Source organism: Anditalea andensis (genome assembly GCF_000714815.1).
GTDB lineage: Bacteria > Bacteroidota > Bacteroidia > Cytophagales > Cyclobacteriaceae > Anditalea > Anditalea andensis.
This window is the reverse complement of sequence record NZ_JMIH01000022.1, coordinates 183,133-203,868: the sequence shown is the minus strand read 5'-3', so window position 1 is coordinate 203,868 and position 20,736 is coordinate 183,133. Positions and strand designations below refer to the sequence as shown.

19 protein-coding genes are annotated in these 20,736 nt (G+C 38.7%); 5 read left to right on the top strand and 14 right to left on the bottom strand.

Going from position 1 to position 20,736, the window contains the following annotated elements; genetic code table 11:
- Window positions 1–11 precede the first annotated feature (11 nt).
- Window positions 12–647, top strand: a complete 636-nt coding sequence (locus EL17_RS13660) for a lipoprotein signal peptidase (protein WP_035075058.1) — start codon at window positions 12–14, stop codon at window positions 645–647.
- Between the two features lie 216 nt (window positions 648–863).
- On the opposite strand, the gene purH is transcribed toward EL17_RS13660, so the two are convergent.
- A complete protein-coding gene (gene purH, locus EL17_RS13655; RefSeq protein ID WP_035075056.1) occupies window positions 864–2,390 on the bottom strand; it encodes a bifunctional phosphoribosylaminoimidazolecarboxamide formyltransferase/IMP cyclohydrolase in 1,527 nt (508 codons plus the stop codon).
- A gap of 214 nt (window positions 2,391–2,604) precedes the next feature.
- Window positions 2,605–3,162, bottom strand: coding sequence for a phosphoribosylglycinamide formyltransferase (gene purN / locus EL17_RS13650; protein ID WP_035075055.1), 558 nt, complete (start codon window positions 3,160–3,162; stop codon window positions 2,605–2,607).
- Window positions 3,163–3,318: 156 nt separating this feature from the next.
- Here purN and EL17_RS13645 point away from each other — a divergent pair, with 156 nt between their 5' ends.
- Window positions 3,319–3,930, top strand: a complete 612-nt coding sequence (locus EL17_RS13645) for a Uma2 family endonuclease (protein ID WP_035075053.1) — start codon at window positions 3,319–3,321, stop codon at window positions 3,928–3,930.
- 175 nt (window positions 3,931–4,105) lie between these two features.
- On the opposite strand, the gene EL17_RS13640 is transcribed toward EL17_RS13645, so the two are convergent.
- Complete coding sequence (locus EL17_RS13640) at window positions 4,106–4,357, bottom strand: type II toxin-antitoxin system Phd/YefM family antitoxin (RefSeq protein WP_035075052.1); 252 nt, start codon at window positions 4,355–4,357, stop codon at window positions 4,106–4,108.
- 52 nt (window positions 4,358–4,409) lie between these two features.
- Window positions 4,410–5,282 carry a geranylgeranylglycerol-phosphate geranylgeranyltransferase gene (locus EL17_RS13635; RefSeq protein ID WP_035075049.1) on the bottom strand — a complete coding sequence of 291 codons (873 nt, stop codon included), beginning with the start codon at window positions 5,280–5,282 and terminating at the stop codon, window positions 4,410–4,412.
- A 487-nt stretch (window positions 5,283–5,769) separates the two neighbouring features.
- On the opposite strand from EL17_RS13635, the gene EL17_RS13630 reads away from it, so the two are divergent.
- Window positions 5,770–6,597, top strand: coding sequence for a serine aminopeptidase domain-containing protein (locus EL17_RS13630; protein WP_035075047.1), 828 nt, complete (start codon window positions 5,770–5,772; stop codon window positions 6,595–6,597).
- 58 nt (window positions 6,598–6,655) lie between these two features.
- On the opposite strand, the gene EL17_RS13625 is transcribed toward EL17_RS13630, so the two are convergent.
- Together EL17_RS13625 and EL17_RS13620 are read right to left on the bottom strand one after the other, a co-directional pair.
- Entirely contained in the window at window positions 6,656–7,255 is a 600-nt protein-coding gene (locus EL17_RS13625) for a Uma2 family endonuclease (protein WP_035075046.1), read from the bottom strand.
- 161 nt (window positions 7,256–7,416) lie between these two features.
- The gene (locus tag EL17_RS13620) at window positions 7,417–8,193 is read right to left on the bottom strand and encodes a Rossmann-like and DUF2520 domain-containing protein (protein WP_035075513.1); all 777 of its coding nucleotides are present in this window, start codon (window positions 8,191–8,193) and stop codon (window positions 7,417–7,419) included.
- Between the two features lie 229 nt (window positions 8,194–8,422).
- On the opposite strand from EL17_RS13620, the gene EL17_RS13615 reads away from it, so the two are divergent.
- Window positions 8,423–9,370: an alpha/beta hydrolase family protein gene (locus EL17_RS13615; RefSeq protein ID WP_035075044.1), complete on the top strand. Its 948-nt coding sequence runs from the start codon at window positions 8,423–8,425 to the stop codon at window positions 9,368–9,370.
- A gap of 361 nt (window positions 9,371–9,731) precedes the next feature.
- On the opposite strand, the gene EL17_RS13610 is transcribed toward EL17_RS13615, so the two are convergent.
- The 8 genes from EL17_RS13610 to EL17_RS13575 all read right to left on the bottom strand — a co-directional run bounded on the left by EL17_RS13610 (window position 9,732) and on the right by EL17_RS13575 (window position 17,742).
- Window positions 9,732–10,214 (bottom strand): NUDIX domain-containing protein, encoded by a 483-nt coding sequence (locus tag EL17_RS13610; RefSeq protein WP_035075042.1) that lies wholly within the window; start codon window positions 10,212–10,214, stop codon window positions 9,732–9,734.
- A 189-nt stretch (window positions 10,215–10,403) separates the two neighbouring features.
- Window positions 10,404–12,932, bottom strand: a complete 2,529-nt coding sequence (gene ccsA, locus EL17_RS13605; protein ID WP_035075040.1) for a cytochrome c biogenesis protein CcsA — start codon at window positions 12,930–12,932, stop codon at window positions 10,404–10,406.
- Window positions 12,933–12,980: 48 nt separating this feature from the next.
- Complete coding sequence (locus tag EL17_RS13600) at window positions 12,981–13,388, bottom strand: cytochrome c maturation protein CcmE domain-containing protein (RefSeq protein WP_035075038.1); 408 nt, start codon at window positions 13,386–13,388, stop codon at window positions 12,981–12,983.
- Window positions 13,389–13,428: 40 nt separating this feature from the next.
- Window positions 13,429–13,671, bottom strand: coding sequence for a CcmD family protein (locus tag EL17_RS13595; protein ID WP_051720005.1), 243 nt, complete (start codon window positions 13,669–13,671; stop codon window positions 13,429–13,431).
- A gap of 112 nt (window positions 13,672–13,783) precedes the next feature.
- Entirely contained in the window at window positions 13,784–14,461 is a 678-nt protein-coding gene (gene ccsA / locus EL17_RS13590; RefSeq protein WP_035075036.1) for a cytochrome c biogenesis protein CcsA, read from the bottom strand.
- A gap of 244 nt (window positions 14,462–14,705) precedes the next feature.
- Window positions 14,706–15,371, bottom strand: coding sequence for a heme exporter protein CcmB (locus EL17_RS13585; protein WP_035075035.1), 666 nt, complete (start codon window positions 15,369–15,371; stop codon window positions 14,706–14,708).
- A gap of 188 nt (window positions 15,372–15,559) precedes the next feature.
- On the bottom strand, window positions 15,560–16,750 hold the full coding sequence (locus tag EL17_RS13580; RefSeq protein WP_035075033.1) for a class I SAM-dependent methyltransferase: 1,191 nt from the start codon (window positions 16,748–16,750) through the stop codon (window positions 15,560–15,562).
- A gap of 2 nt (window positions 16,751–16,752) precedes the next feature.
- On the bottom strand, window positions 16,753–17,742 hold the full coding sequence (locus tag EL17_RS13575; protein ID WP_035075031.1) for an aspartate-semialdehyde dehydrogenase: 990 nt from the start codon (window positions 17,740–17,742) through the stop codon (window positions 16,753–16,755).
- A 156-nt stretch (window positions 17,743–17,898) separates the two neighbouring features.
- On the opposite strand from EL17_RS13575, the gene EL17_RS13570 reads away from it, so the two are divergent.
- Window positions 17,899–20,691 (top strand): lamin tail domain-containing protein, encoded by a 2,793-nt coding sequence (locus EL17_RS13570; RefSeq protein WP_164675085.1) that lies wholly within the window; start codon window positions 17,899–17,901, stop codon window positions 20,689–20,691.
- Window positions 20,692–20,736: the final 45 nt, after the last annotated feature.

Sequence of the window (20,736 nt, the reverse complement as noted above, 5' to 3'; positions counted from 1 at the left end):
GAAGATAACATATGAAATATCCAAAATATTTTGGGATAGCTATTTTAGTAATCCTTATAGATCAGGCAGTCAAGATGCTGGTCCACTATAACATGGACTTTGGGACTCCCGGTCAGATAAAAGTGATAGGAGACTGGTTTAAACTGCACTATACCACCAATCCGGGCATGGCTTTTGGCATGCAGCTGGGGTCAGAATATGGTAAATTTATCCTTACCTCATTCAGACTGGTGGCCATGTTTGGTATAGGTTATTATCTCTATTATTTGATCAATAAGAAAGCCCATCCCGGATACATTGTCTGTATAGCGATGATTTTAGGAGGAGCTATCGGAAATTTGATCGATAGTATCTTTTATGGCGTATTGTTGAACAATGCACCATACAACGCACCCACCCCATGGTTTCATGGACAGGTGATCGATATGTTTTATTTCGACATCTGGGAAGGATTTATCCCCGAATGGGTACCAATATGGGGGGGAAGTTATACGGCCCTCTGGCCTATTTTCAATATAGCCGATGCTGCTATTTTTATTGGAGTTGCCATCATCTTATTCTACCAGACCAAATTCTTCGAACACGAAAAAACACAGAAGGAAGAAGAGGAAGACGAAATTCAGAAGCAGTTTATTGAACAGAAGTGATATAGGATTTAAGATATAAAAAAGGCCTTAGCGGAAGCTTTGGCTTTTTTTATTAATTTTTATAGCGAAGAGGTTTGAATCTTAAGAGGCGCTATTTTCTTCGCATTTGGTGCTCGCTAGTATCTTGACACTAAAAAAAAGCACCCAGTATCCCAGGTGCTTCAATATTCATGTTAAAGTTTATAATTCGGTCTTAAGTTTCCGTCCAATCTTTTCCTAATGCTTAAAATGCCTCACTCCTGTCAGCACCATACTCATACCTGCCTGGTCGCAGAAATCGATGCTGTCTTGGTCTTTGATGGAGCCTCCTGGTTGCACCACAGCTGATATCCCTTCCTTAGAGGCAATCTCTACACAGTCAGGGAAGGGGAAGAAGGCATCTGATGCCATAACCGCTCCATTTAAGTCAAAATTAAATTCTTTGGCTTTAGCAATGGCCTGCTTCAATGCATCAACTCTGGAAGTCTGGCCAACGCCACTTGCAAACAATTGGTTACTGTTGCTCAGGATAATTGTGTTGGATTTGGTATGCTTACAGATTTTGGCAGCAAAAACCAAAGCATCCTTTTCAGCTTCAGTAGGGGCTATTTTAGTGACTACTTTAAAGTCATCCTTGGTCTCTGTTTTAAGATCTTTGTCCTGCTCGATATAGCCATTCAGTAAGGTTTTTACTTGCTTGGTGCCTTCTATCTGGATTTTCTGCTGGAGCAAGATCCGGTTTTTCTTGCCTTTCAACAGATCAAGTGCAGCATCATCAAAACTTGGAGCGATCAAAACTTCAAAGAAGAGACTGTTCATCTCCTGCGCAGCTTCTACATCCACTGTTTTATTGGTAATCAAAACCCCACCAAAAGCAGATAGGGTATCAGCTTCAAAAGATTTCTGATAAGCTTCCTTTACAGTAGAGCCCGTTGCCACCCCACATGCATTGGTATGCTTCAGGATAGCAAAAGCGGTCTCTCCTTCAAACTCCGCGATCAATGCAACCGCGGCATCTACATCTACCAGATTGTTATAAGATAGCTCTTTCCCATTCAGCTGTTCAAACAGATCTTCAAGTTTACCGTAAAAATAGGCATTCTGATGAGGGTTTTCGCCATAGCGAAGGGCTTTGGCAGAAGTTTCGCTGATCTTGAGAGCAGGAAGTTCCTGCGTCTGATTGAAATAGTTGAAGATATGTGTATCATAATTTGAGGATACCTGAAAAGCCTGGGCAGCAAAATATTTTCTATCTTCGATGGACGTACCCCCATCATTAGCTTTCAGCTTCTCTTCCAGGTCGCTGTACTGGTTTTTGGAAGCGATGATGGTAACATCTTTAAAATTTTTGGCAGCTGCCCTGATCAGGGAAATCCCCCCTATATCGATTTTTTCAATGATATCTTCTTCCGAAGCGCCAAGAGCCACTGTCTCTTCAAAAGGGTAAAGATCTACAATTACAAGATCTATAGGTGGGATCTTAAACTCTATAGCCTGATCCTGGTCACCGGTATGATCCCTTCTATGGAGTATCCCACCAAAAACTGTAGGGTGTAAGGTTTTTACCCTACCTCCAAAAATAGATGGGTAGCCGGTGAGGTCTTCTACAGCGGTCACTTCCGCACCTTGCTTTTCTATAAAATCCTGCGTTCCACCCGTGGAATAAATCTTTACACCATGCTGCTTAAGCAAAGCAATGATGGGTTCGAGGTTGTCTTTATAATAAACAGAGATTAAAGCAGATTGAATTTTTTTGATAGCCATGGGGATGGTTTTTTTTTAACCGCAGAGAACACAGAGCAATTTGCTATTCTAAGTTGTATGCTGTCTTTTTAGCGGTGTTATTAATGTCAATTGATTAAATAAAATTTTATAAAATAACCCTTCTAAAATCATGCGATCAGATATTTTAATTCGTTGACCACTGTGTACTATGTGGTTATTTTTTCTAAGGTGCAAAGGTAAGAAAAACAGCTTATTAAAGCAGGCTTTCGATCACTTTTGGGAAATATTTGTGTTCGAGGACCTGTACCTTGCCCGCTATGGTTTCAGCGGTATCCCGCTGGTCTATCTCCACGCTTTCCTGAAAGATGATCCTGCCCTCATCATATACTTCATTCACATAATGAATGGTAATCCCAGTTAGAACATCACCTTTTGATTTGACAGCTTCATGTACCCTGCTTCCGTACATACCTTTGCCTCCATGCTTTGGCAGTAAGGCGGGATGAATGTTGATGATCCGGTCAGGAAATGCTTTGATCAGAGCATCAGGTATTTTGAGGAGAAACCCAGCCAATACGATGAGGTCTATCTGCATATCCTCCAGCTGATGGGCCAGTTTACCTTCTTCCAGGTCCGATTTCGAAAAGGAGAAATTGGGAACATTATGGTTTTTTGCCCTCTCGAGAACGTAGGCATCTTGCCTATTTGAGGCTACCAATGCCACTTTGGCCTTGGTTGAATTTTCAAAGTATTGGATGATGTTTTCGGCATTGGTCCCGCTGCCGGAGGCAAGTATGGCTATATTTTTCAAGTCTGGTGATCGGTTTAGATGGAAGGCAAATTTAATGAAAAAGTAGGGAGGTTAATAATTTAAATCCTAGTCATACAAGTTTTCATTATTAACTTCATGACAATTATATTGTTCAGTGTAATTTAAATTGCTAGTAATATTTGGTAAATTGGGTATATGAAAAGCGAGGAGAAGAATATTCTTAATGACCCTCAGGCATCCTATGGCACCTTTTCCTATGCAGATTATCTAACTTGGGATCTGGATGAAATGGTGGAACTGATCAAGGGGAAAATCTTTCGCCAAGCTGCCGCTGCGCCTAGACGGATTCATCAGGAAGTAGCGCTCAAGCTGGCCAGAAAAATCGCGGATTTTTTAGATGACAAACCATGTAAGGTATATATCGCTCCATTTGATGTCAGGCTGCCCTCTGTATCCTCTAAAAATGAAGACATCTTTACCGTAGTTCAGCCCGATATCTGTGTGGTATGCGATTCACATAAGTTAGACGAAATGGGTTGCAAAGGGGCTCCAGACCTGATCATTGAAATCCTCTCCCCAGGAAACAACCAAAAAGAGCTTATCTACAAATATGAGGTATATCAAGAAAGCGGAGTGAAAGAGTATTGGATCATCCATCCTTCAGAACAGACATTGCTTGTTTACACCCTTGCTGATGGTAAATATATTCCCTCCAGATTATTCACTACGGGGATGAAATTCTCTTCTACCACAATTGAGGGGTTAGAAATAGATCTGGGTGATATTTTTGGGAATTTGGAGGGGTGAATTTTCCATTGTTGTTATTTTTATCAGCCAGATATACCATTATCAAAATCCCAGAGGGATGTCATATTTATAGATAATTTAAATATATAGTTATGAAACCCCAGAAGGGTAATATTTTTGCTTTCACCCTTAAATAACTATCATTCTATTACCAACCGGAAAAGGCTTGACGGTATTAGACTAATAAATCTCCTTGTTTAAATTTACCTTTATTTATTTGATCAATAGATTCAAACAACCTTTTAGCATTTGCCTTAGATCCCAAAAGGTGAAGTGTTTCCATGATTGAATTATATTCTTTTTCGGAAAGTATCACTGCCCTTTTCCCATCACCCCTATCCAATATAATTGTTTCCTTTTCCTCTGTGATCTTATCCAGATAAACATTCATGTTAGATTTAAAGTCAATATAATTTACCTTTTTCATAAGTGATTAAGATTCTATTATAATTACAAGAACTTTATAAAAAAGTTTACTCCTACAAAAAAGCCATACTCAAAATCCCAGTCAGCATAAGGATCTTAGCCAACCTACTTAGCTGGGTAAAGTGGTTTTTTCTGTCTGCCTGATAGATGCGGTACATAAAATAAAAGAACAGGATGCTCAGCCCGCCAAAATATATAAACAGGAGTTCGCTGCCCACCCTTACCGTCACGACCATGATGGATAGGACAAATAATCCCGCTATGGCAAAAATCACCTTTTTGGTAGACCTAAACCCAATCACTATTGGAAGCGTCCTGCAGCCATGCTTCCTGTCTCCCTGCCTATCCTCTATATCCTTGATGATCTCACGGATCAGGTTGATGAAGAATGCAAATATAGCATAGGTCACCACATACAGCTGGGTGGTCTGATAGTAATAGCCGATAATCCAGATGGCGAGGCCACCCAATAAAGCTACGGTAAGATTACCGATAAAGGGTTGCCGCTTCAGGGTATTGCTATAAAGCCAAAGAACAAATGCAGCGATAAAATTAATGACTGCTATCCTCGGACTTACTGCCAAACCGAGGACTATTCCGATAAAATTAAAGGATGTATGAAGGATCATCACCATACGGCGCCTAAGGCCTTTGCCCACCACCACTTCATGGGGACGGTTGACATAGTCGATCTTGACATCATAGTAGTCATTGATCATATACCCCGATGCAGTCAAAATTACTGTAGATAAAATGATCAGATAGAGGTTATAATCCTGCAGCACAGGCACACCCTGGGGAGTGGTTTCGATCAAAAAATGGGATGTCATCAACTGAGCCAAAGCCACGATCAATAGATTGGCAGGCCTGATTATTTTCAGGAAAGCTTCTAAAGAGATTCGTTTGGTTTTGCGCTGAGCTATCATCCGGTGAAAATACAAAGAAGTGGGTATGAAATTCGATTTTAGACAAAAAAGAAATATAAGTAAGTTTCCATCTTATTGTTTCTCATATAATAAGACCCTTCATTTATTATAAAATTGTGATTTTTTTAAGGTTTGTTTAAAGATTTATTTTCATTAAAACTATTCCTGCTCTATTTCAAAGTAAAATTTTGTAAAATCCTAATTATTGTTAAAAGTCGCCTAAAAGAATAAAATTTTAACTATAATTACTTTTCTTACCTGTTAATAAATTATCGCAAAATATGCATAAAATTTTTCATAGGGCTTTTGGTATATGCTTACTATTTCTTTCAGTAACATGCTTTTCCTAAAACATTCCTAGCCATGAAAGGGAGGTGGCTAATCCAGAAAAGTACAATTTGATTGATATTGAATTTGATAACGAAGAAGAAAATTTACCTTATCAGGAAACCTAATTACACCAAAATCTGATTTTAAAAAAGTTGTAGTGGTTATTCCAGAGACAGGAAAGGATGGAAGAAATACCCATTATAAACTTGTCGATAGCTTATTACAAAATAATATAGCCGTATACAGATACGATGAGAGAGGTGTGGGAAAGTCCGGTGGTAATTATATCAATCTTTACATTTTTTCAGAGATTAGAAAATATAATGATCTATATTTCTGTATATCTAACCTACGAAGAAATGACGTATTGATAGGAAAACAAATTGGGGTAATAGGTCATAGTGAAGGAGGGCTTGCTTCTATTGAAGCCTTTATTCAGGGGGCAGAGTTAGATTTTATGATTCAATGGGCAAAGCCTGTTAAACCCTTTGAAATGGTTAAATACCAATATGTGAGTGATCCAAATCTTCCATTTTTTGAAACATTAAAAATGGAGCACAAGAAAAAGGGCGAATTCATTGATCTAGTTAATGAAGTAGTCCAATCCAATAAAAATCTTAAAAATCAGGAAATAAAAAAAATAATTGATCAGCAAGCCAAACTATTGAATATAAAAAGGAAAGATTATAAGTCCTATATATCATATACTCTGTTCATCTCTTTACTAAAAAAAGATTATGAGGCCACGTACAAGAATATCAATATACCGGTGTTATACATCATCGGAGCCCTAGATGAACTTGTAGATCCTATAAGTAATACGGAATTGCTCTCCAAAATGGGCAATAAAAAAATTGACGTGCAGGTAGTTGATGGATTATACCATATGCTTACTCCTAAAAAATTCAGTGAACACAAGCCTGATATTTACAATATAGATGATAATGCTTTGAGCAAAATATTAGAATGGGTCCTAAATATCTAGAAGACTGCTTAGTAAGGTTATGTTGTCTTCAATCTCATAATTTTTAGAAATCTAAAACTTATACATCCTTAAAAACTTCTTCCAAATCCATAGAAAAACCCTTGATCACATCTGATCTTACAATATCACCATGTGTAAAAAGCCTTGAGGGTGAAAATTTACCGTTTACCAAAGTATAAACCAAAAGTGTATGCTCACTTGGTTGGATAACCCAATATTCCCTTACACCGGCCTCCTCGTAAACTTCATACTTGTTTAACAGCTCCTTACTGTTATTTCCGGGAGAAAGAATCTCTACCACCAAATCTGGTGCCCCCACACAGCCTAGTTCGTCCAGCTTTCCAGGATCACATATCACGCAGATATCCGGCTGGACTACTGTATCAATATCATCATGTTTTTTGGATTTGACCGGTAGCCTTACGTCAAATGGAGCTGCAAAAACTTCACATTTTTTGCCATTTAAAAAATTAAATAGTGAAGTAAAAACTATCCCGGATACCCTTTGATGGTTTACCCTCGGAGCTGCTGCCTGTCTAAAAATTTTACCTTTGATCAGTTCTACCATTTCCTCCATCTGCCAGCTTAGGTAGTCTGCATAAGTATAGCGACCATATTCTGATAAAGGCTCTTCCATATTATTATTCACCTCTTCCATACTATAAAGATAATCATTCAGCTATACAAAATTATAACTGATAAGAACAGAAAAGCATCCTTTAAATCCAAAGAAATATTATCGAACAGGAATTCCCGATATCTGAAAGATAAAATTACTAAAGAAAAGGTCTGTGACCATGTCAGACATTTATAAAATCATTACTGCGAATCAATTATATCCTGACTGATCAATTTGTAGATTTCAGCGACAGATTCATTATAGTTAAGAAACTGGTAGTGATTTTCCAAGGTAGTAAAGTCTTCCCGGATGGCAGGACCCGTCTGAGCTTTCTTTGCACCAAGCTGCAGGCTTTTGCTGACAGCTTCTATTACCAGCGGCTTCAGCATTTCAAAATCAAGTCCCTGCCTGTTCATGATCTCTTCTGCTATACGGATCATGTGATTGGTAAAATTACCCGCAAAGACCGCTGCCACATGTAGGGCTTTCCTGTCCTTTGACTTTACCACATACTGGATTGGAGAAAGGCTTTTGGCCAGCTTCTGGAGTTTTTGCAGGGTGGTTTGATCATCGGACTCCAATAAAAAGGGCACTTCAGAAAAATCAATTTCCCTTCCTTTACTGAATGTCTGCAGCGGATAGAAGATGCCTGTATAGGTGGCTGAACTATAACCCAACATCTCCAGTGATACAGACCCGGAAGTATGTACGAGAATACTGTCTTCAGGCAAAATAAGCTCATCCGCCAATTCTACGATAGCCGTATCACTTACAGCCAATATAAATATCTCTGCCTTACTTTCCGAAAAATCCAAGTCATCTGTAGCCTCGGCTTCATATACCCGGCCTGTAAGCTGTTCTGCCTTCTCTATATCCCGTCCATAAATTTCTGTAATCGTATGTCCGGCATCCTCCAGCGCCGGTATCAGGTGCCAGGCCACATTGCCTGTACCGATGATCGCTATGCTAAAATTCATGGGTGAATTTATGGATTTTCCTTTTAGTTTCCTCAGTGACGGCTTAAATCTTAATAATGAATACATAGATAACTATGTATCATATTGTATGTGTGTGTGTGTACAATAAAACAAAATAAATACTATATTTATTAAATTACACAAATTAAAAAAATGATTCTCTGAAGTATAGATATAATCGATGGTACATCTAAATTTATGAGGAAACAATAGATATTACCTGTAAGTCATGATAAGATTAAGCTATTTAATTTTTTTGCTACTCTTTATAAATATTAGCCTTAATGCCCAGCATTCTATTAAAACCCACGAAGGAGTAAACATAGGAGGGATAGGTCAATGGATTGGTACCCAATCAAATGACGATACTAAACCGCTGCTACTATTCTTACACGGTGGACCTGGTTTTTCATCCAGACCATATTCTAAAAAATTCATCAAGCATCTCAAAAATGATTTTATAATAGCCCAATGGGATCAGCGAGGTACTGGGATAACTGCTGCCTGGGGAAATGATTCTGATCCTATATCGCTGGAACTTATGTATAACGATACCAAAGATGTGGTGGACTATCTATTGAAAAAATTCGGAAAGGATAAACTTTACCTGGTAGGCTTTTCCTGGGGTGGGTTCCTTGGGCATCAATTTGCTCATGAATATCCAGAACTCCTTTATGCTTATATCTCAGTAAGCCCGATGATCCATGGCAGTGGTTCAGATAGATTGACTAAGAGAATACTTATAGAAAAAGCACAAAATGCCAATAATTTTCACGCTATAAAGGACCTTTCCCAAATAAGTATTCCATATAATTCTTGGGAAGAGTTATATAAGCTTAGAAAATGGACAGCTTCATTTTCCGAGAAAAAAGTTACCAATAAACAGTTTCCACCATCATTGTTCAGGACATGGTCTCAAAAATGGATGCCTCTTTTTTTAGAGGCATCTAATATGAATATAGCTGAATCAGTACCGGAAATACGCTGTCCTATTTATTTTTTCCTCAGTGACAAGGATTTAGTGGCCAATTATAAAGTGACTCAAAATTATTATAATAAACTAAAAGCCAGTCATAAGCATATAGTATGGTTTGATCAATCTACCCATGAAATACCGAGCCAAGAACCTAAAAAATTCGCAATGGAATTAATAAAAATTGGTCAACTCTCTCTTTAAATAACAACTAGTCTATCTGGTTCAAAGTCTTTATTTTTAAGAAGTAGTATACTACCTTAAGGCTTTTACTTGATTTTACAATTACCTTTAGATCTATAAAAATACTCAATGCTATAATGAGTGTTTCGCATATTACAAGTATGGAAACAATAGATAATATCAATACCAGTGATGCAGAGACCCGTAGATGACAGCCGGTATTTAAAGGGATCAGGGTACCAGCTAATTTCCTGTTATAGAAAATGGCGTTTCATTAAACAAAATTTTTGAAGAATTACATTTCGAGGCCCATGGGTAGGCTGTAGCTATCCTTGGAACTAGCCAAAAAAAATTAACTTCGGAAATAGTGGCAGTATTTAGATTAAGCATTACACTTGCGATATTTCCTGAACGCCTGTAAGGCACACATGGTCCCCTGGTCCCATAACAATTCCTTATTATCAAGCATTTTTTGAAACGCTTCCTCGTCTACCCATTTGGCATCGGTAATGTAATCATCATCAGGATTCACCGGTGGATTCTCCATTACCACAGGATCTTCTGCTATAAAGTAATGCATAGGCCTATTACCAAAAACCTTTTCTGATGAATACAGGTGGAAAAAGACGTCTGACTCCATTGCTACTTCTTCGGCCAGTTCCTCTATCGCATGAGTCAGTATATTTTTATCTACTTTATCCACACCCCCACTCACAAATTTCCAAAATTTCCTATCATAGCTATGAATGTATTCCTGAATAACATACATCTCATTGGTTTCAGTATTAAATGGATATACAATCACCACCTCACGTTCATTTCTGTTTGGCTTTTCTACCAACTTTTTTTGGAGAGTTTCTACCATAATAATGTAAAATACTTCAGCAATAATTATTTTATGAGCTTCAAATGTCCATACCGGTTTCGTTTGAACAATCTATCCATATCAGGTAAATAAAGGGTAAACTAACCACAATCTAATAATTAGATTTCGACCACTATAAAAAAAGCCAAGGCTATGTCAGCATAATCTCGGCACCCAATATCTTTAATCTTATTCTAATCCCTTATCCCGCATTTTTATAAACTCATCATACCTTCGGTAACAAGCCACCCCAAACCCGATAAGTACCAGGAAGGTCCCTGCCCACAATACGTTGATATGAGGCTTGACCATGGCTTTCATTACTACATAGTCTTTTTGAAAGCGGTTTACCGTAAAACTGAATTTATTATCCTCAGGCAGAATATTAGTAAGCTCTACCTTAATTCCGAGATCAGAATCTACCACGGGTATTCTTCCTACCTGATTTCCTCTGATCAAGAACAGCGGTGTGATCCTCTTTTCTATATCATTGTCATAGATTACCAAAGTAGCTTTTACGGCTACGTCTCCTTCCTGAAGCTCTACTCCATCCACTTCTGTCAGCACTTCACCACCTTCAAAGGTGGTCACAAAGTCACTGATGTGGAACTGCTCTCCTGGCGATACGTCGTAGATCTCATCATCCTTCCACTCCGGATCTCCATAATCATTGATGGCAGATATATGGGTATATAAATCTTGAGTGATAAATCTTTTGGAATCGGGAGAAGATATCAGCCCCATGGTCGGATTTGGCTGTGACATTGGAAAAAGCGTAAATTTATGGTCATCGCCTTTATAGTATTCGATCTCAAAATAACTGTTTTCTTCCAATACGATATTTACCAATTCTCCTTTTTTATGATATACTTTGCCTTTAGCTTCTATATCCTGTAATGCCACAGCTTCATTTACCCGCTCCGTGGCTTTTAATTTGTTCACATTGACATAACCCGGTACACCGGCTACTTTTTTATTGCGCCCTCGATAGATTACGCTGTACTCTTTCATCTGAAGGGGCTTATTGATCCATAGTAGGATGTTTTCCTTATTCAGGTCATCTTCCCAGTCTTTTTTATAGGTCAGTCCTGACATATTCGTAGATATTACTTCAGAATACCCAGAAGAGAACATCACGCCTATTAATATCATACCGAGACCTATATGGGCTAAGGAGCCTCCGGCAAGCTTAAAACTGGATGTTCTCATAAGTTGGAAAAAGATCCCCCCATTGGCGATAATGGTAAAAGCCCCTGCCATCACCACTACTATATAGGAAATCGTATAGACTTTACCTACGGTGATAATGATAGCAGCCACTATCAGCGATATGATATACGGTACTGTCAAAACATCCTTAAGTGTTTCCTTGTCCATTTTCTTCCACCAGAAGTATTGACCTACAGCGGTAAGTAGTGCCAGGGCCACTGCAAACCATAGCTGGAATTTAGAATAAAATTCTTCCTGATCAGCGGGTGGTGCCATATTGGAAATACCACCAAAGCTTTCTATTACAGCATTGAATACAGGTATAGAGGTGGGCAAAATGACCTGAAATGCCATCAGTGCCAATGTAGTGGCACCGATCAAAATCCAGAATTCCCGTGAATAGACGGATGCTTCTTTGTCTGAGGTAGGGATATTTTTCCATTCTTTCGCTGAAAGGAATATAGCCACAAATAAAAAGAACAAAAGATAGATCAACAACTGCCCGGATAGACCCAGATCAGTGAATGAATGCACCGAGGTATCACCCAACACGCCGCTCCTTACCAAAAAGGTAGCATAAAGGACTAATATGAATGAGGTGATCACCAAAACTATCGAAGTCTTCAGCGCCGTGCTGCTTTTCTTATAGGTGATCATCGTATGGATAGCGGCGATCAGGATCAGCCAGGGCACATAGGAGGCGTTCTCTACAGGATCCCAGTTCCAGTATCCCCCAAAGTTAAGCGTGACATAAGCCCAGTAAGCCCCCATCATAATTCCCATCCCCAAAACAAGCGCAGAGAAAATCGTCCAAGGGAGTGCAGGACGAATCCATTCATGGTACCTTTTGGTCGCAAGCCCCGCCATCAAATAGGCAAATGGTACCAAGGTAGAAGCATAACCCAAGAAAAGGGTGGGCGGGTGGATGACCATCCATATATTTTGGAGCAAAGGATTTAATCCGGTACCATCTTCAGGCACAAAATCTGGATTGATCTGGAAAATAGGGGCATTGGATACATCTCTAAGTAATACAAATGGAGAACTACCTATCTTTAGATCACCAAACACCACTCCTAATATCATAGATACCAAGAAAGCCTGCACCAAAGCAAATACCACCATCACCGGTCCTTCCCAGGTCTTATTGGTATGGACCAGCACCAGCCCGAGGACCACATTCCAGAAGATCCACAAAAGAAAGCTCCCTTCCTGTCCTTCCCAGAAAGAGGAGATCATATAATGGACCGGCAGTGCCTTAGATGCGTGAGAATAGGCATAAAAATATTCAAATCTGAAATTATAGATGATTTCAAAAAGTATAAAGACTATAGACAAACTTGATACAGCATGAACATAAAAAGATATTCTACTGAATTTTCGCCAGCTGACTTTTTCAAGTTCATTGGACAAAGTATACTTATAGTACGAAAAGGCCGTCACCAGTGAGCTCACAAAAGCTAATATCACCATGAAGTGGCCAAGATTACCCACAAAGGTATTAATCATAATTTTTTGGAATCAAAATTTTTAACTTGCCTTATTGCTCAATAAGGTTTAAACATCCGTTTCCTGATATTTGGATGGGCACTTCATAAGTATTTTTTCTGCTACAAACATGCTGCTGCTCTCTCCCTTATAGGCACCGATGACCACTACCTGCTCAGACCGAGTAAAATCAGCAGGCACAGGCTCGTTATAAAATACTTGCTGTTCCATACCATCATTATCCACCATGGTAAAAATAAACGATGTTTTATCCTCCCCTACTTCGAGGCCTACCACACTACCGTTAGTATCTTTTTTAAGTTCACCTACTACATGTATAGCTTTGGCATTGCCATTTTTATGCATGGTTTTAGCTGTAGTAAAGCTTTCATACGTACTGGCACTGCCCATCATGGTGATGATGATCACGATGGCCACTGCTATTACTCCAATACCTAAAATATGTCCCTTTTTCATAATCTTTAATAGTTAAACCTGTCGGTTATGGTAATCGAACTTAGTCTTTAAAATTTTCTTCCAGCTTGGCTATTTTCCTTTCAGTATTGATCACATAAAGTATGATCCCTGCCATAATGATAGCGATAATGCCTACTACTACATAGATTTTACCATCTGATCGCATGACATCTGCCATTTCAACGCTGGTATTCTGATAATCTGATTCAGTTATTTCTACTTTTTCCTGTGCTGCCACCTTTAAGCTGACCATCAGAAATAATATTAAAAGCCACTTTTTCATCTTTATACAATTAGTTTTTCAAAGGCCATAATTTGCCCTGTATCTGAAGTCGGCATTCTATGACGAGATATAATTTTTCCGCTGTTTATTACCTGTGACATAGTTGATCTCATTATATCTGATTGATAAGTTGATCTTCATATTTACGCTCCAACCTTCTAAACCTTACCCTTATGGTACTTATCCAAACTCCCAAAAGCGTCCATCCTATGATAGCGGGATAAAAAACCATCCTTAAAGTACTGTCCATATCATAGGCATTGAAACCTGGATTACCGCCATTGCCAGGGTGGAGACTGTCTGTCAGTCTAGGCAATACAAAGATCAAAGGAATATATACTGCGAATGCCAGGATATTATATACTGCGCCTATTTTCGCTCTTTGGTGAACATCTGTCAGAGAATTTCTTAATATCAGGTAAGCAAAGTACATTAATAAGGCGATAGCGGAGCCATTTTGCTTTGGATCACCACTCCAATATTCGCCCCAGGTAAATTTTGCCCATAGCATACCGGTGACTATACCTAAAACCCCAAAAAGTATAGCGGCATTGGTAAATTCAATGGCCATATCATCATGCTTAAGTTCTCCTGATCGGAGATATTTGACACTGTAAACTACTGCCACTACTAACATGACCACCATACCAAACCACATGGTGACATGAAAATAAAGTGCCCGAATGGATTCATTCAGAATAGGAAGACGAGGGACTTCAAAAAGAAGACCGGCAAATACTGTATAGGCTAACAGCAAGATCGCCAATACTTTCCACCAGTATGATTTCATATTCTTAGTTTTGCTTACTAAGCGCAAAAGTAAGGCATAAGTTCCTCTTTTCAGCCCTTTTCGTGGTTATTCTTACCAAATCTTTTTGCAGTAGATTATCCAAACCTACCCTTATCCTATGAAAAATTTATTAGAACTACAGACTCAAAACATTATATATGTTTATAATTCTCTTCCATTCATATAATTTTGAGTGCTCTATTATTAAAAATTGTTAAAACATTAAAAAAATTACCGGGCTTACTCAGCTTTTCCAGAGATAGGGGAAAAGAATATAAGATACTGCTCCCACTATGGAATTAATGGCCAAAAGTGTAAAAAGCTTATCTATGCTCACACCTCTATCTAATCCGTCTATAGCATTTTTAGATATACTGATAGCCATCAAAAGTATAGGGATTATAACAGGAAAACTCAATATAGCCATCAGCGTACCATTATTGCCAGCTTTGGAGGCTATACCGGATACCATGGTCAGGCAGGCAGAAAAACCTATGGCACCTAAGATAAGGTTCAACATAAACATCCCCTGATCTTGAACAGGATTGCCTAAAATCAGGCTAAATACAGCATAACCCAGTAAAGCCAATACCAGTGTTAAGAGGGTATTATATATAATTTTAGATACGATAATGGCTTCAGGAGAAGCTATCATATAGTAATACAATTGCCTGCCTTGATGCTCCTGCACAAAACTCTTTGCGACAGCATTTACTGCAGAAAAAAGGATGATGATCCAATATAGCGCATTCCAGGTTGGTACTGTCAAAGTACCCTGCCGGGCGCCTACACTCAGGTAGGTAATAAATACTGCACTCACCACATAAAGAAGTATACCATTAAGAGCATACTTCTGCCTCCATTCCAGGGTGAGCTCTTTATTGATCAAAACCATTACTTGCTTCCACATGCTTCAAAGATAACAAAGAATGCATTAACGTATAGATTTACCCTAAGTGGTGTTTATATAATTTAAACCACGATCACTAACTTAGGAAATAAAATATTTAGGCCATTTTTATTGATGAATCGGTAAAAATTAAATCAGAACATGGATAAAGGGGCATTTACCTCATTCTATTCAGTGTAAGTTATGAGTCATATCACTTTTCTACAATGGAACAACCGGTGTTTACCCTCCATAGTAGTGCTCGCTATCAAAAAATCGTCACCGCCATCTTTAAGACGAAATTTATTTTTGATGTCCTCAGCTTTCAGAGGATAGTTGCGCACCACTACATTTGCTTTCCCAGAGGGAAATAACTTCTTTATCACTTTCTTATCTGATTTGACTTCAGACAGGATTTCATAGACTCTGCCCAATAGGTTCCCTATATGAATATCAGAAGTGTATAGATGGCTGTTTACATGCAGTTTGGGAATGTGGTAAGTTTCAGAGAACGATTTAAACCCTCCAGCCTTTAAAATGGAAGCATGGGGTTCTATAATAAACCTCTTAGGTTGGCTCAACTGTAGGTCTAATAAACCTTCATGTTCATACGTAAAAGTAAATGTCTCTCCTTGGCTTGATAATTCTACACATTCAATGACCACTTCAGACTTATCTGATATGCCTTCCGATAGCAATAAAATTTCTTTAATCTCATTTTTTACTGAGAGAACTATAACCCGATCAATATCAGGCAATTCTTCCAGTACTGCTTTTATATCCAATATGGGAGAGGCTTTCACTAATAAATTGGCAGCTTTCTGTTTAAGAAGAACCCAATGTTTTACTATATCCGGTTCGCAGTCGCTCAGCTTATATAGCTTTTGGTTCTGGATACCACGTCTGGCAGGATCGATATAGATCCAATCATATTTTTCTCTGCTATTGATCAGCCATGCCATCGATTCCTGATGGTGGACTACAAATTTATCATGAGCTAGATGGCTGAAATTATGCCGGGCTATTTCGCAAAGGGCTTCATTTCTTTCCACATAGATAACCTGCTCAAAATTCTGTCCTCCATAAAAAGTATCAATCCCCAAACCTCCAGTGAGATCAACCATCTTTTGGCCCTTCATCAGCATGGATTTATATCGGGCGGCAGCTTCAGATGAACTTTGTTCTAATGATAGGGTTTCCGGAAATACAATTGATGAATCGGCCACCCATGAAGGTAGTTTGGTCTTCACCTTCTGTCTGGCTGAGATTTGCTGTACCGCAAATCTAAGATCAAAATGAGCAGACCCATGGTATTTAAAAAGCAAATGTGCAGGATCTTCGTTTAGATGATCCTGCACAAATTTTTTTAATTCTGCTGTATATTTTTGTGCTAATGCCAAATTTATACCAAGCTATGATCTACTAAATACTGTGCTATCTGTACGGCATTGGTAGCGGCGCCTTTTCTAAGATTATCAGCCACTATCCACATATTTAAGGTATTAGGTTGAGACTCGTCTCTTCTAAGCCTACCTACAAATACTTCATCCCTTTTATGGGCATTGATAGGCATAGGATATACATTGTTGGCTGGGTCATCCTGCACGACTACTCCGGGAGTACCAGAAAGTACTGTTCTCACTTCATCCAAATCAAAATCTTCCGAGAATTCTACATTTACAGATTCTGAATGACCTCCCATCACAGGTATGCGGACAGTAGTAGCGGTCACTTGGATACTATCGTCTCCAAATATTTTTTTGGTCTCTTTGATCATCTTCATTTCTTCCTTAGTATAGCCGTTCTCCTGAAAAACGTCTATATGAGGAAGAACATTTAGATCTATCTTGTGCGGGTAAACCATATCCCCATCTTTTCCAGACCTTTCATTCATCATCTGATCTACAGCCGCCTTACCTGTTCCTGTGACAGACTGATAGGTAGACACGACTATCCTTTTGATACCATATTTATCATGTAAGGGAGCTAGAGCCAATACCATCTGTATAGTAGAGCAATTTGGGTTGGCTATAATTCTGTCATCTATCCTTAAATCTTTAGCATTGATCTCAGGTACCACTAGTTTCTTGGTAGGATCCATTCTCCATGCAGAACTATTGTCCACTACTACAGTACCTGCTTCTGCGAATTTAGGCGCCCATTCCAGGGAAGTGCTACCACCAGCAGAGAAAATGGCTATATCAGGTTTAGCTGCTACAGCTTCCTTTAGACCTATTATGGTATGTTCTTTACCTTGAAAGGACAGCTTATTCCCTACTGACCTTTCGCTGGCCACTAAAAGCAGCTCATCAAATTTAAACTTATGCAAATCGACAACTTCTAGTATCTCGGTGCCTACCAGACCAGTGGCACCCACTATTGCTAATTTCATCTATTTATTTCTTTTTAATTTTTAGTTTTTTATTATATTTACACTATGCGGACACTAATTTCCGTATGGGTTTGGTTTGCTTTTTCCATACTAGGTTTGATCTTTTCAACAAAAACCGAAACTTTTGCATTAACTCAGAATTTTAAAAGCAATTTTTTGATTACCCCAGATTCTGAGAGAACAGTGCCAAATGGTCCCAATACATACTCAGGGGCTATAAACCTCTATATCCTTCCATCAAAAGAAGAGTATATAGCCCCCTCAAAGGTATTGGGTTTATCTCAAATAGCCACATATAATGTCGCATTTTCACGGGAAACTTCTATCCAAAGCAATAAAATAAACCAATTAAACCTTCAATATCAAATTTTTAAAAATGGTTCCTCAAATTATCTTCCTCTGACTCAGCTGAGAGCATTAAATCAAAGGGAGCCGTATATGGACACATCTCAAACGCATATCGACAAATCTCAAATAGAAAATGTGGAAATCATTTCTTCTGAGGTAGTTAGAGTTACTTTTTCCGATTTTCCTGATCCGGCTACTGTTATCTTACCAGACCGATATACTGTGGCAGGATTTAAAACCTGTAAAGTATCCTTATTAAATAACCCAAATCAGGTGGATATTTACCTTTGTAGTGGTCTATCCCTTGGAGATAGCGTGATATTACAGGTAACAAATATCCCGATGGAAAGCGGAAAAAAAATTTTAAGTCAAACTTTTCATTTGATTTATACAGACGGACTTTCTGAAATATATGTTAGGGATGAAAACACCATTGAACTTATCCCTAGCCTGGAATTTACATTAGAAACATTTGATCCTACTTTGCTAGAAATAGTTGAAGGATTTTTTACATTCCAAGTAGTAAGTGCAGCGTCTCACAAATTGGCTTTGAAAGTAAGCCCACCATTAGAAGCTGGAATTTTTTATCAACTGAAAATCCCTAATAGAAAAGGGCCAGAAGGACAAATAATATCGAGTTCGATCCGCGATCTTGTTTTGGATGTCACTGCTCCAAAACCTGTATATCTTATGCCTCAGGATAAGCATACTATTCTGGTAGAATTTGACGAGGCTATCGACCCTGTAATGGCTGTAGTACCCCAGCATTATTCGCTGAATGGCCGCACTCCCATAGAAGCTATCCCATTATCCAATCCTCAGCAGGTACTTCTGGTCATGGATGATGAGCTTTACATAGATGTAGATACCGAGCTCAGCATCATTAACATTCAAGACAGATCAGGAAATACCGTATCCTCACCGTTCCGTTTATCCACTAACTTAAGAATACATGACGAACCTGGCTATAAAAGCATAGTGATCAATGAAATAATGGCCGCACCAAGGGCGGGTCTGATATTGCCAAATGCAGAATATGTTGAACTATTGAACGTAAGCAATGTAGATATCAATATAAGTGGGTTCAGATTACACAATTCCCGTTCAAGTACCGCTATACCAGCTGGGACTATCATTGCCCCCGGTGAATATTTGATACTATGTCCAAATGCCCGGAGAACATTATTTGAGCCATATGGCAGGGTGATCGGAATGACCAGCTGGCCTACGCTGCTAAACACAGCTGATCAGGTCTTATTCTATGATAGGGAGGGCAATCTCATCGACAATGTTTCCTATACTCCCGGTACGTACGGCTCTACTCAGGTAGCCCAAGGTGGGTACAGCCTGGAAATAGCCAATCCTTACTCTCAATGTAATTTACCGCATAACTTACGGCCTTCGATAAGCCCCTTTAGAGGCACCCCTGGGGGAGTAAATTCCATTTATGATACCACACCGGACCGTATTCCGCCCATATTACAGTCTGTATCGGTATTAAATGAAACTCAGATCATTGTTTCTTTTTCCAAGCCGGTGTCGGATGAACCTTCCAACGTCAGCTGGAATTTATATCCGGAAGTTATCATTATTAGCTCAGAGTACTATCTAGGGGACCAGTCCCAGCTTATATTAACTCTTGATCGACCATTAACAGAAAATACCCTTTACACGCTACAGGTAAAAAACATAAGGGATTGCTCTGGAAATCTGATTTCTGCCGCAGGATCCACCACCACATTTGCCCTTCCAGTAGCAGCTGAAAAGGGAGATATCATCATCAACGAGATTTTGTTTAACCCGCACACGGGAACTCCAAAATTTGTGGAAATCTATAACAATGTAGATAAATACATTAATTTGAAAAATTGGAAGCTGGGTAATGAATCTGGATCGATGGTATCTAACAGAAGAGTCCTCGCAGCTGAAGATTTAATTATATCCCCTCACGCATATTTAGCCATCACCACAGATGCAGCTATACTGACACAGATGTACCCTAAAGCAACAAATTTACTTGAAATAGGCACACTGCCCAGCTATCCCATCAGAGAGGGTACTGTATTTCTATTAAATGAAACTGAAGATATCATTGAAAGGCTGGATTACCATGAAAATCACCACCATCCACTATTAAACGTACCGAGGGGAGTTTCATTGGAACGTATAAATCCCCTTCAAATGTCCAACGAGCCCCAAAATTGGACTTCTGCAGCCGGCGCTATTGGATATGCTACCCCTGGTTTTAAAAATTCACAGTTTTATACCGAAGAAAACCTTGGACAGGGAATAACTGTCTCACCAGAAGTATTTGCTCCGGAAACATCCGGCTCCCAAAATTTTACTACCATTCAATATCAAATGGACAGGCCCGGATTTGTAGGTAGCATTAAAATCTTTGATATAAGTGGAAAATTGATTAAAGAGATAATTCAAAACGAAATATGGGGAACATCAGGTTTTTATACATGGAATGGTACAGATATGAATGGAAAAAAAGTAAAAATAGGATATTATATTATTTGGGTTGAACTATTAAATCTAGAAGGAAAAGTCATTAATTTAAAAAAATCAGTAGTTGTAAGCACTAAAATAAGATAAAATCGAATTATTTTAAAAAATTTATGTTAATTTTATAAATCACAT